Source organism: Actinomadura sp. 7K534, assembly GCF_004348575.1.
GTDB lineage: Bacteria > Actinomycetota > Actinomycetes > Streptosporangiales > Streptosporangiaceae > Spirillospora > Spirillospora livida.
The window spans coordinates 30,800-42,578 of record NZ_SMKB01000040.1; the positions used below are offsets into that span (position 1 = coordinate 30,800).

General features: G+C 74.2%; 10 protein-coding genes. 6 read left to right on the top strand and 4 right to left on the bottom strand.

Annotation, left to right across the window (positions count from 1 at the left end):
* Positions 1-28: 28 nt before the first annotated feature.
* Complete coding sequence (locus E1266_RS11410; RefSeq protein WP_207945571.1) at positions 29-1,534, bottom strand: flavin monoamine oxidase family protein; 1,506 nt, start codon at positions 1,532-1,534, stop codon at positions 29-31.
* A gap of 170 nt (positions 1,535-1,704) precedes the next feature.
* Between E1266_RS11410 and E1266_RS11415 the strand changes: the two genes are divergently transcribed.
* From E1266_RS11415 to E1266_RS11440, 6 genes are all read left to right on the top strand, one after another.
* On the top strand, positions 1,705-2,781 hold the full coding sequence (locus E1266_RS11415; protein ID WP_132046301.1) for an aminopeptidase P family protein: 1,077 nt from the start codon (positions 1,705-1,707) through the stop codon (positions 2,779-2,781).
* A gap of 30 nt (positions 2,782-2,811) precedes the next feature.
* Positions 2,812-3,369: an elongation factor P gene (gene efp, locus E1266_RS11420; RefSeq protein WP_132046302.1), complete on the top strand. Its 558-nt coding sequence runs from the start codon at positions 2,812-2,814 to the stop codon at positions 3,367-3,369.
* A gap of 34 nt (positions 3,370-3,403) precedes the next feature.
* A complete protein-coding gene (nusB, locus tag E1266_RS11425; protein WP_132046303.1) occupies positions 3,404-3,820 on the top strand; it encodes a transcription antitermination factor NusB in 417 nt (138 codons plus the stop codon).
* Positions 3,821-3,965: 145 nt separating this feature from the next.
* Positions 3,966-4,700: a methyltransferase domain-containing protein gene (locus tag E1266_RS11430; protein WP_132046304.1), complete on the top strand. Its 735-nt coding sequence runs from the start codon at positions 3,966-3,968 to the stop codon at positions 4,698-4,700.
* A 3-nt stretch (positions 4,701-4,703) separates the two neighbouring features.
* Positions 4,704-5,987, top strand: a complete 1,284-nt coding sequence (locus E1266_RS11435) for a DNA polymerase IV (RefSeq protein WP_132046305.1) — start codon at positions 4,704-4,706, stop codon at positions 5,985-5,987.
* Between the two features lie 134 nt (positions 5,988-6,121).
* The gene (locus E1266_RS11440; protein WP_132046306.1) at positions 6,122-6,538 is read left to right on the top strand and encodes a DUF3040 domain-containing protein; all 417 of its coding nucleotides are present in this window, start codon (positions 6,122-6,124) and stop codon (positions 6,536-6,538) included.
* 191 nt (positions 6,539-6,729) lie between these two features.
* Here E1266_RS11440 and E1266_RS11445 read toward each other — a convergent pair whose 3' ends face one another.
* From E1266_RS11445 to E1266_RS11455, 3 genes are read right to left on the bottom strand one after another with little or no spacing between them, the layout of a single operon-like run.
* A complete protein-coding gene (locus E1266_RS11445; protein ID WP_132046310.1) occupies positions 6,730-9,219 on the bottom strand; it encodes a DUF3488 and transglutaminase-like domain-containing protein in 2,490 nt (829 codons plus the stop codon).
* Positions 9,220-9,227: 8 nt separating this feature from the next.
* Entirely contained in the window at positions 9,228-10,505 is a 1,278-nt protein-coding gene (locus E1266_RS11450) for a DUF58 domain-containing protein (RefSeq protein ID WP_132046307.1), read from the bottom strand.
* Position 10,506: 1 nt separating this feature from the next.
* Positions 10,507-11,553 (bottom strand): MoxR family ATPase, encoded by a 1,047-nt coding sequence (locus E1266_RS11455; RefSeq protein ID WP_243718367.1) that lies wholly within the window; start codon positions 11,551-11,553, stop codon positions 10,507-10,509.
* Positions 11,554-11,779 lie beyond the last annotated feature (226 nt).

An 11,779-nucleotide genomic window follows, 5' to 3' on the forward strand; every position in this document is an offset into this window, starting at 1 on the left:
GCGCGGCGGCCGGACCCGGGACTCCCGCTCAGAGGGCGGCGCGGACCTCCGCGGCGACGCGCTCGCCGGAGCGGACGGCGCCGTCCATGTAGCCCGTCCAGTAGTCGGACGTCTCGGTGCCCGCCCAGTGGATCCGGCCGCACGGCGCCCGCAGCGCGGGCCCGAAGGCGGTGAGCGCGCCGGGCGGGGCGATGCCGGTCGGGCCGCCGCCGCTCCACATCTCGTTGTCCCAGCGCTGGAACGCCGTGATCCGCGGTGCGGCGGCCTTGTCGCCGAACAGCTTGGTGAACGAGGCGAGCCCCGCGCTGCGGATCTCGTCCGCCGACGCGCCGTCCAGCCGCCGGATGTTGGCCTGGTTCATGAAGCCCATCAGGATGCCGCGCGACCCGTCCGGCGGGCTGTTGTCGAACGTCGCGTCGATCGCCCCGCTGTCGGCGACCGCCTGCCCGGTCAGGCCGTCCGCCCGCCAGAACGGCGTGTCGTACACGCCGACGAACTTGGCGATCGAGCCCATCGGGTACCGCTGCATCAGCTGCGCCCGGCTCGCGGGCAGCGCCGGCGAGTAGTCGATCCGGCCGGCGATGGCCGGGGACATCGCGACCACGACCCGCTTCGCCGACACCGTGATCCCGTCCGCGGTCACGGTCACGCCGTCCGCACCGGTCACGATCGACCGCACCGGGGAGTTGTAGCGGACGATGTCGCCCAGCCGCGCCGCCAGCCGGATCGGCACCTGCTCCGAGCCCCCGACGAACCGGGACTCCTGCGCGCCGCCCTTCGTGTTGATCAGCCGGTCGATCGTCCCCGGCGTGGTCTCGTTGCCCGCGGCGGCGGCGTAGTGCAGCAGGTAGAGCAGCGACACCTCCTGCGAGCGCATCGACAGCGTCGAGGAGGCGAACGCGTCCATCAGGAACCGCGCGCCGCCGCTGAGCGAGTTCGACCGGGACCAGGTGTAGAACGTCTGCGCGTCCCACTCCTCGGCCTTCGGCGCCTTCCACGGCTCGCCGACCGGCACCTGCTTGATCATCTCGCCGAGCCGCAGCAGCGCGATCTGCAGGTCGATGACGCCCCAGTCCGGCGGCACCGCGCCGAGGATGCCGTCGGTCTCGTACAGGGACCGGGTGCCGTTGCGGAAGTAGACGTTCTTGCCGGTGTTGTAGGTCTTGAAGGTCTCCACGCCCATGTCGCGGGTGAGCGCGGCGATGCGGTCCTGCGTGGGCCCGATGAACTCGGCGCCGCCCTCGCTGGTGGTGCCGTCGCCGAGCGGGAGGCCGTAGACGCGCCCGCCCGGCCGGTCCCTGGCCTCGAGGACGAGGACCGACCGCCCGGCCGCGACGAGGTCGCGGGCTGCGGTCAGGCCGGACAGGCCGGCGCCGACGATCACCACGTCGGCGGTGGCGGCGGGCGAGGTGCGGGCCGCGGCGGCCGGCGCCGCGGCCGCGGAGGCCCCGGCGGCGGCGGCTCCGGCGGCGGCGGCTCCGGCGGCGGCGATCGCACCTGTGCCGAGCAGTCTGCGGCGGCTGACTCGGGTCACGTGATCCTCCTGGGGGGAGTCCAGAAGCGGGGGGACGGACGGTCACACGGCCGGTAACGCTAGGGCAGCGCGCGCGGCAAAGTCGAGGGTTCTTCATGTTTTGTGACCGCGCCGAGTCCGTGCGGCGCCGGGGATCCCCGCGTCCCCGGCCGTGCCCTAGAGTCCTGACCATGGGGGAGACGCACCACGCCCGGCGGCGCCGGCTCGCCGCACTGATCGCCGAGCGGGACGCCGGCGCCCTGCTGGTGACCCGGCTCGTCAACGTCCGCTACCTGACCGGCCTCGACAGCTCCAGGGCCGCGCTGCTCGTCCCGGCCGACGGCGCGGCCGTGCTCGCGACCGACGGGCGGTACGCCGGCATGGCCGCGCAGGTCTGCCCGGAGCTGCCCGTCATCGTCGACCGGCAGGTCGCGGCGGCGCTGGTGACGCGCGCCGCCGCGGACGGCCACGCCCGCCTCGGCTTCGAGGCCCACGACGTCACCGTCGAGCAGCACGCGGAGCTCCGCGGCCAGGCCGAGATAGAGCTGGCCGCACTCGGTCACCTGGTCGAGGACCTCCGGCGGGTCAAGGACGAGGAGGAGATCGCCCTCCTGCGCGAGGCGTGCGCCATCACCGACCGCGCGTTCGAGGCCGCCCTCCCCGGGATCCGCGCCGGGGTCACCGAGCGGGAGGTCGCCGTCGCGCTGGAACGGGCGATGGTGGACCTCGGCGCCGAGGGCCCCGCCTTCGCCTCGATCGTCGCGTCCGGGCCGAACGGCGCCATCGCGCACCACCATCCGGGCGGCCGCGAGCTCCGCCGCGGCGACCTCGTCACGATGGACTTCGGCGCCCGGTACGGCGGCTACCACGCCGACATGACCCGCACCGTCGCGATCGGCGAGCCCGCCGGCTGGCAGCGCGACGTGTACGACCTCGTCCACCGCGCCCAGCGCGCCGGGCTCGACGCGGCCGTCCCCGGCGCGGAGACCAAGGACGTCGACGCCGCCGCCCGCGACGTCATCGAGGCCGCCGGGCACGGCGACGCGTTCACGCACGGGCTCGGGCACGGCGTCGGCCTGGAGATCCACGAGGCTCCGCTCCTGGGGTACGACAAGACCGGTAAGCTGATGGACCGAGTTCCGATCACAGCGGAGCCGGGGGTCTACCTCACGGGCCGGGGCGGGGTCCGCATCGAGGACACGTTCGTGGTCCGCGCGGACGGTCCGGAGCTCCTCACCACAACGACCAAGGACCTGCTCGTGCTCTAGCGCGCGGGACCGCGACCGGGAGAACAGCCAGTGGCGACGACGAACGACCTGAAGAACGGCATGACGCTGAACCTCGACGGCCAGCTGTGGACCGTCCTGGAGTTCCAGCACGTCAAGCCCGGCAAGGGCGGCGCGTTCGTCCGAACGAAGCTGAAGAACGTCCTGTCCGGCAAGACCGTCGACAAGACCTTCAACGCCGGCACCAAGGTCGAGGTGGCCAGCGTCGACAAGCGGGAGATGCAGTACCTCTACCGCGAGGGCGAGGACTTCGTCTTCATGGACACCCAGACCTACGACCAGCCGCACATCCCGGGCGCCGTCGTCGGCGACGCGGCGAACTACCTGCTCCCCGAGCAGAACGCCACGATCGCCTTCAACAACGACAACCCGCTGTACGTCGAGCTGCCCGCCGCCGTCGTGCTGGAGATCACCGAGACCGAGCCCGGACTGCAGGGCGACCGCTCCACCGGCGGCAGCAAGCCCGCCACGGTGGAGACCGGCGCGCAGATCCAGGTGCCGCTGTTCATCACGACCGGCGAGAAGGTCAAGGTCGACACCCGCTCCGGCGAATACCTCGGCCGCGGCTGAGGATGGGAGCGGAACTTCCGAGCGGAGCGGGACCATGAGCGCTCGCACCAAGGCGCGCAAGCTCGCGCTGGACATCCTGTTCGCGGCGGAGCTGCGGGAGGAGCTGCCGACCGCGGTCCTGGAGGGGCGCGGCCGCCCCAACCAGGACGAGCCGGCCGAGTACCCGCACGCCGTCCGGCTGATCGAGGGCGTCCAGGAGCACCGGGAGCGCATCGACGAGCTGATCGCGACCTACGCCACCGGCTGGACGCTGGAGCGGATGCCCGCGGTCGACCGCAACATCCTGCGGATGGGCGCCTACGAGCTGCTGTGGGTCGACGACGTCCCCGACGGGGTCGCGGTGAGCGAGGCGGTCGTGCTGGCCACCGAGCTGTCCACCGACGAGTCCCCCCGCTTCGTCAACGGCCTCCTCTCGCGCCTCCAGCAGCTGAAACCATCACTGACCCTCTAGCCTGGGAGCAAGCGGTGGCGGAGATGAAAGGCCAAGCGGTTCTCATTACTGTGATCACGTCAGCCGGCGTCGCGACCACGCTGCGATCGCACGCGGTGTCCGCCGAGGGGAGGGCCTCCAAGGCCCGACCGCCAAGGACGCCGCGATGAGACGCAGCCGGGTGCGCAGCGCGGTTCTCTGGGACGCGCTGCGCACCGTCCTCGACCGCATCGCCCCGGAGGCCGGGCGGAGCGAGGTCGTCGACGTCGGCGGCGGCACCGGCGGCTTCGCGGTCCCGCTCGCCGAGCTCGGGCACCGGGTCACCGTGGTCGACGCCAACCCCGACGCGCTGGCGGCGCTGGAACGCCGCGCCGCCGAGTCCGGGGTGACCGTCCGCGCGATGCAGGGCGACGCCGTCGACCTGCCCGACCTGCTGGGCCGCGACGCCGCCGACCTGGTGCTGTGCCACAGCGTCCTGGAGTACGTCGACGACCCCGCCGCCGCCATGGCGGCGCTGACCGCCACCGTCCGCCCCGGCGGGTCGGTCAGCGTGCTGGTCGCCGGGCAGATCGCCGCGGCGCTGCACCGCGCGGTGTCCGGGCACTTCGACGACGCCCGCGCGGTGCTCACCGACCCGTCCGGGCGGTGGGGCGAGGGCGACCGGATGCCCCGCCGGTTCACCCGCGAGACGCTGTCGTCGCTCGTGCGCGGCGCCCACCTCCGCGTCGCCGAGATGCACGGCGTGCGGATCTTCGCCGACCTGGTGCCGAGCGGCATGCTGGACTCCGACGCCGACTCGGCCGACGCGCTCATCGCCCTGGAGGCGGTCGCGGCCGTCCACCCCGTCCTGCGGGACCTCGCCACCCAGCTGCACCTGGTGGCCGACAAACCGGCCGGGTGACGCGTGAGCCGCAAGCAGCAGCTGCACCGGCCGGGGCCGCAGCCGGGGCCGCCCGCCGACGACACCGGATGCACCGTCCTGCACGTCGACATGGACGCGTTCTTCGTCAGCGTCGAGCTGCTGGACCGCCCGGAGCTGCGCGGCCGCCCCGTCATCGTGGGCGGCGCGGGGCCGCGCGGGGTGGTGTCGGCCGCGTCCTACGAGGCCCGGCGGTTCGGCGTGCACTCGGCGATGCCGATGAGCCGGGCGCGCCGGCTCTGCCCGCAGGCGGTCGTGCTGCCGGTCAGCCACGGCAAGTACTCCCGCGTGTCCGCGGCGGTGTTCGAGATCTTCCGGTCCGTCACGCCGCTGGTGGAGGGCCTGTCGCTGGACGAGGCGTTCCTCGACGTGGCGGGCGCCCGGCGGCGGCTCGGCCGGCCCGCCGCGATCGCCGCCATGATCCGCGAGCAGGTCCGCGACCAGCAGGGGATCACCTGCTCGGTGGGCGTCGCGAGCACCAAGTTCGTCGCCAAGCTGGCCTCCACCCGGTGCAAGCCCGACGGGCTGCTCGTGGTGCCCGCCGACGGCGCCACCGACTTCCTGCACCCGCTCCCCGTCGCGTCCCTGTGGGGCGTCGGTGAGCGGACGGAGCAGGCGCTGACCCGCATCGGGCTCCGGACCGTCGGGCAGCTCGCCGAGACGCCGCTCGCGACGCTCCAGCGCGAGCTGGGCAACGCGACGGGCGCCCACCTGTACGAGCTGGCGTGGGGCCGCGACCCCCGCGAGGTCGTCCCGCACACCCCCGACAAGAGCATCGGCGCCGAGGAGACCTTCGACACCGACATCGACGACCCGGAGGTCGTCCGCCGGGAGCTGCTGCGGCTGGCCGAGAAGGTCGGCGCCAGGCTCCGGGAGAGCGGGAACGCGGGCCGGACGGTGAGCGTCAAACTCCGGATGGCGAACTTCAAGACGATCACGCGGGCGCGGACGCTGGACGAGCCGACCGATCTCGCTCGTGTGATCTATGTCACAGCCTGCGCCCTCTATGAGGGTGCGGGGCTCGACGGGGTACGTCTCCGGTTGGTCGGGGTCAGGGTGGAGAACCTGGGCCCGGCCGGCGAGGCCCCCCGTCAGCTCGCCTTCGACGAGCCGGAACGCGGTTGGCGTGAGGCCGAGCGAGCCATGGACCAGGTCGCGCACAGGTTCGGCCGCGGTGCGGTCCGCCCCGCCGCGCTCGTCCCGCGTGCCGATGTGACCGATGTGACGGACGTGACGGCAGGGACGGAAGACAATGAAAGAAGGCTGTGAGGTGACCGGCACCGGGCCCTCGACGGGCCGTTCGCTTTCGTACGCTCGACAGTGCTCGTATTCTGGGCATATCACCGTTGACGTTCGCGTCCTGCATCGGATACCCCGCCGCGGGGCTGTCGTTGGGAGGTGCCGTGCCGCTCTCTGAGCACGAGCAGCGCATGCTCGAACAGATCGAATCGGCGTTGTACGCCGAGGATCCCAAGTTCGCTCACGCGGTTCGCTCGACCAACCCGCAGATCCACTACAAGCGCCGGATCGTCAAGGCCGCCCTCGGCTTCGTCGTCGGCGTCTTCGCCCTGATGGCCGGGCTCGTGATCAACGCGGGGACCGCGACCATCGCGATCAGCGTGACCGGGTTCCTGCTGATGGTGGTGTGCTGCGTCTGGGCGTTGACGAGCTGGAAGCGGATGACCGGTATCGGAAGCGACCCCGCGCCCAGCGCGCCCGGCGCCCCGGGCGGCGGTGGCGGCCGGCAGGCCAAGCCCGCCAAGTCCGGCTTCATGGAGCGCATGGAAGAGCGCTGGCGCCGCCGCACCGAAGGCGACTGACGCCGCCGGTCCGCTGATCGTCCCGGCTCCGCACGGCCCCACCGAGCGGAACCGGGACGTTCGTGTGCCCGGGGGTTTGCGCGCGGGGCCCGCGTGTGCGGGCTGTGCGTACAGGGTCGCGTGCGCAAGGTGGCCCCGGCTCCGGGGCCACCCCCCCGGTGGATCACCCGCGGCGGGTCATCTGCGACGGGTCATCTGCGGCGGAGGCGCGACGGCAGCTCGTTGACGCGCGTGCCCAGTTCGAGCACCCGGTCGGTCGCGGACCGGAGCGTCTCCCGCGTCTGCTCCATCGTGGACGGCGGCAGCAGCCGGGCCCGCAGCCTCGCCCGGCGGCCCACCGACGCGGCGAACGCCTCCCGGACGGTGCGGACGTCCGCGCGCAGCCGCTCCGGCGGCTCGGGGGAGCGGGACAGCGAATACCGGGCCAGTTCCTCCGCGCGGGCGATGCGGCCGAGGGCTCCCGCGCCCTCCGGGTCGAGTTCCAGCAGCTCGCCGAGGCGGCGGGCGGTGGCACGCGGCGAATCGCTGGAGCGCCATTCGAGGCCGTGGTCCAGCGCGTCGGCGCGCATCTCCCGCCACGCGGCGTGCGCGGCGTCCGCCGGGTCCGGCGTCCGCGGCCGCCCGCCGTAGGCCGCGCCGGGCGGTCTCTGGGAGGGGTGTCCCGGCCGCGGCCCGTCCTCCGGCCCGCGCGGCGCCGTCAGCGCGGCCCAGCGGCGGCGCCGGGCGAGCACCCGCAGCGCCATCGGGACCGCCATGAGCAGCAGGACCAGCAGCCCGCCCGCGAGCCAGGGCACCGCGGAGAATCCGTCCTCCTCGCCCTCCTGCGCGGCGGCCTCGCCCTCGGGGCCGGTGTCGCTGCGGTTGCGCGCGGCGGCGCTGGGCTCGGCGGAGTCGTCCTCGGCGGGCGCCGACGCCTCCGGCGCGGGCTCGGACCGGCTCTCCGGCCCGCCGCCGCCGGTGATCTGGGGAAGGCTGTAAGAGGGGGCGTCGGCGGTGCCCTGCCCGGCCGCCCCCGCCGGGGTCGGCTCGAACCGCACCCAGCCGGTGCCCTGGAAGTACAGCTCCGGCCAGGCGTGCGCGTCGCGGGACCGGACGACCCACTGGCCCGGCCTGACCTCCGAGCCCGGCGTGTAGCCCATCGCCACGCGCGACGGGATGCCGATGATCCGGGCCAGCAGCGCCATCGACGCGGCGAACTGCTCGCAGTAGCCGCGCTTGCTGTGCAGCAGGAAGTCGACCAGGTCGCTGCCCTGCTGCGGAGCCGGCGCGGACAGGTCGTAGCTGAACCCGCCGCTCTGGTTGAACCAGCGCTGCAGCTTCACGGCCTGCGCGAGCGCGGTCGCCGACCCGGCGGTGACGTTCTGCGCGAGGTCCCTGACCTGCCGGGGGATGTTCCGCGGCACCGCCGTGTAGTGCGCGACGACCTCGGCGGGGTAGTTGCCGGCGCCGGCGAGCTGCGCGGTCGTCGGCTCCGCGCGCCGGCTCTCGACGGTGTAGGAGCGCCCGCCCGCGGAGTCGCGCAGCGAGTAGACCATCAGCGACGGCCCGTGCACCCGCCAGTCGCCTTTGATCGACACCTTGGACGGGGCGTACGGCACCGGCAGGAAGGTCATGTTCTTGACCTCGGGCCGCACCTCGACCCTGGTCGTCACCTTCCTGGAGGAGGCGACGGTCAGGCCCGGCGGCGGTGGGAGCTCGCCGCCGGTCAGCCGGTCCCGGGAGCTGCTCTGCAGGGGGCTGTAGGTCCACCTGTCGCCGTCGAAGCGGTCGAGGGCGTACAGGCGCAGGTAGTCCGGCGCCTGCCGGTCGTCCGTCCGGTAGGTGAGGACGGCCGAGTCGTCGAGCCGCGTCAGCTCCCGCTTCAGGCTGACCAGCGGGTCGGGCGTCGTGACGGTCTGGGTCCCGTCGCCGGAGCCGCCGCCGAGGTCGAACATCCCGCGCGGCTGCAGCCCCGGCACGGCCGCCGGCACCAGCACCGCGACGGCCACGGCGGCGGCGGCGATCCGGCGGCCGCTCGCCGCCAGCGCCCCCGCGTCGAGGCTCGCGGCCGCCTCCTCCGGGCGGGGTTCGGCGCCCGCCAGCGGCACGTCGCGCTGGCGCCGGTGCGTCGTCACCGTCCGGCCCCAGCCGCCGACCTGCTCGCGGGCGTCGGCCATCAGCAGCCCCAGGAAGCCGAGCGCGCCGACGCCGAACGCCAGCCAGCTCACGCCGTCCTCGCGGACCGCGGCCGGCACGCTGTACATGGCGAGCAGCGGCAGCCCGGCCGGGGCGGTGCGGCGCAGCCGTACGGCCAGCAGGTCGACCAGGACGGCGACCAGCCCGATCCCGGCGGCGGCCATCAGCGAGATCCCCGGCAGCAGCGGGACGGGTGCCGCGTACCGGTTGGCGGCCTGCCAGCCGGCCTCGTTGAGCGAGGCCAGCCGGTTGATCGACTCCGGCGAGGGGATGAACCCCAGCCACGCCGCGTCGGCAACGTACGTCAGGTTCAGATAGGCGAGCAGGGCGAGGAGGCCGAACAGCGCGTTGAACGCGGCGGGCAGCCGCAGCCGCCGCGCCAGCAGCCCGCCGGCTGCGACGGCGAGCACCGCTCCGAGCCCCGCCGCGAACCAGCCGTGCTCCTCGAACAGCGGGTAGAGGCCGATCGAGCCGGCGAGCGTCGCCAGCCCCGCCATGACCGTCATGCGGATTCTCATGCGCCGTCCCTGACGAAGTCCTCACCGGCCTGGCCGGCCTGCGCCCACACCCCGGGCAGGTCCGCCGCCGACCTGACGGCCACCACGCGCCAGCCGCTCGCGCGCAGCAGCCCCGCCGGGTCGCTGCCCGCGCTCCCGCTCGCCCCGCCGCCCGCGTGCCCCGCGGGCCCGTGCCCCCGGACCAGGACCGCGACGCAGGTCCCGGTGCCGCGCCGCGCCGCCGCGACGGAGCGGGCCTCCTCGGCGGACAGGACGCCGAACACCGCGATGACCAGCCCGTCCGCCTCTTTGCCCGTCCTGCCGCGCAGCGCCGCGATCCCGGCCGTCAGCGACGTGCCCTTCGACCTGCGCGCCACCGCCAGGGTGTCCAGCAGGAGCCCCTCGAACCCGCCGTCGGCGGACGCGGCCGGCAGCGCCTCGCCGGCGTCGGTGACGTAGCGCAGGTGCAGCCCGGTCCGTACGAGGTGCACCCCGATCGACGCGGTGGCCGACACGGCCTGCTCGAACGAGCCGCCGACGCCGTCGCCCCAGTGCGCGGAGCGGCGGGTGTCGAGGAACAGCGTCCCGCTGCTCTGGAAGTGCTGCTCCTCCCGCCGGACCATGAGCTCGCCGTGCCGGGCGGTGGACCGCCAGTGCACGCGGCGCAGGTCGTCGCCGTGCCGGTACTCGCGCGGGATCACGTCGTCCTCGCCCGCCGCGGACACCGCGCCGGCGATGCTGTCGCCGCCGCCCGTCCACGCCCCGCTCAGCCGCTCGGACGGCAGCGGGACGATCGCGGGCGTCACCGTCAGCGTGTCGGACAGGCTGAACGAGCGGATCAGCTCGACCATCCCGAACGGGTCGGCCAGCCGCACCGTCAGCGGCCCCACCCGGTAGCGCCCGCGCACGTCGGAGCGGATCCGGTAGCCGAGCTCGCGCTTCCCGTGCGGCTCGATCCGGTCCAGGACGAACCGCGCCCGCCCCCCGAGCGCGTACGGCACCCGGTCCTCCACCATGAGCAGCCCGCTCGGCAGCCGCGACACGTTCTCCAGCCGCAGGTCCACGCGGGCCTCGCGGCCGACCGGCAGCCGCGGCGGGTCCAGCCGCCGCGCGCACGCCAGCCGGTAGCGGGTCCGCGCCACCGCCAGCGTGCACAGCAGCGGCAGCGCGAGCACGAGCACCCCGGCGCGCAGCAGGTCGCGCTCGCCGAGGACGAACGCGCAGACGACGGCGGTCGCGCCGGCGGCCACGAAGGACCGCCCGCGCGTGGTGAGGCCGGCGAGCGCTCGTCTCACGTCACTTCCGGGGAGAGGGAACGGGCAGGCGCTTCACCAGGTCGGCGACGACCTGCTCGGGGCGGCGCCGCTCCACCTGCGCCTCGGCCGTGGGCAGCAGCCGGTGCGCGAGGACGGGGACGGCGAGGTCCTGCACGTCGTCGGGGACGACGTAGTCGCGGTCGTCGAGCGCCGCGTACGCCCGCGCGGCGCGGACCAGCTGCAGCGTCGCCCGCGGCGAGGCGCCGAGCCGCAGCTCCGGATGGCTGCGGGTCGCCGAGACGAGGTCGATGGCGTACTGCCGCACCGCCGTCGACACGTGCTGCTTGCGCACCACCTCGATGAGGTCGCGGACGTCGGCGGCGTGCGCGACCGGGCTCAGCCGGTCGAGGGGGGACGCCTCACCGTGGTTCTCCAGCATCTCCATCTCGGCGGCCGGGTCGGGGTACCCCATCGCGATGCGGGCGGTGAAGCGGTCCCGCTGGGCCTCGGGCAGCGCGTAGGTGCCCTCCATCTCCACCGGGTTCTGCGTCGAAATCACCATGAACGGCGGCTCCAGCCGGTAGGTGGTGCCGTCCACCGTGACCTGCCGCTCCTCCATGCACTCCAGCAGCGCCGCCTGCGTCTTCGGGGACGCGCGGTTGATCTCGTCGCCGACCACGATGTTGGCGAACACCGGGCCCGGCTTGAACTCGAACTCGCGCAGCTCCTGGTTGTAGGCGCTGACCCCGGTGATGTCGCTGGGCAGCAGGTCGGGCGTGAACTGCACGCGCCGCACCGAGCAGTCGACCGAGCGCGCGAGGGCCTTGGCGAGCATCGTCTTGCCGACGCCGGGCACGTCCTCGATCAGCAGGTGCCCCTCCGCCAGCAGCACCGTGAGCGCGAGCCGCACCACCGAGGGCTTGCCCTCGATCACCGACTCGACCGCGTCCCTGATCTTGTTCGCGACCTGGGCGAGGCCGTCGAGCCCTGGACCCGGCCCGGTGCGCCCTGCGTCGGCGCGGCGGGCCGGGCGGGATGCCGGGGGGTCGGTCTCCATGAACGACTCGCCGTGCGTTCCTACTGCCACCAAACCCTCCTCAGCCGTCCGGCCGCGCGGTTGACCCTGAGGGCCCTGCCGGGCCCGTCCGTGTTCGGAGGGGCCGCCCTACCGCGAGCCGGTGCGTCGCCCTTTGCGCCCGCCCAACCGACAGTACGTCGTCGGAACGCCCTCCGCGATGTTCGTGTTGAACGCGGAACCATTGTGCTCCACGGTGATCGGGTTCTGATCCCGGACGGGGACACCACTTTCCCCC

Excerpts from the sequence above, each read along its gene's own strand:
- E1266_RS11415 (WP_132046301.1), top strand. The coding sequence starts at position 1,705 with ATGGGGGAGACGCACCACGCCCGGCGGCGCCGGCTCGCCGCACTGATC.
- nusB (WP_132046303.1), top strand. The coding sequence starts at position 3,404 with ATGAGCGCTCGCACCAAGGCGCGCAAGCTCGCGCTGGACATCCTGTTC.
- E1266_RS11430 (WP_132046304.1), top strand. The coding sequence starts at position 3,966 with ATGAGACGCAGCCGGGTGCGCAGCGCGGTTCTCTGGGACGCGCTGCGC.
- E1266_RS11445 (WP_132046310.1), bottom strand. The coding sequence starts at position 9,219 with ATGACGGTCATGGCGGGGCTGGCGACGCTCGCCGGCTCGATCGGCCTC.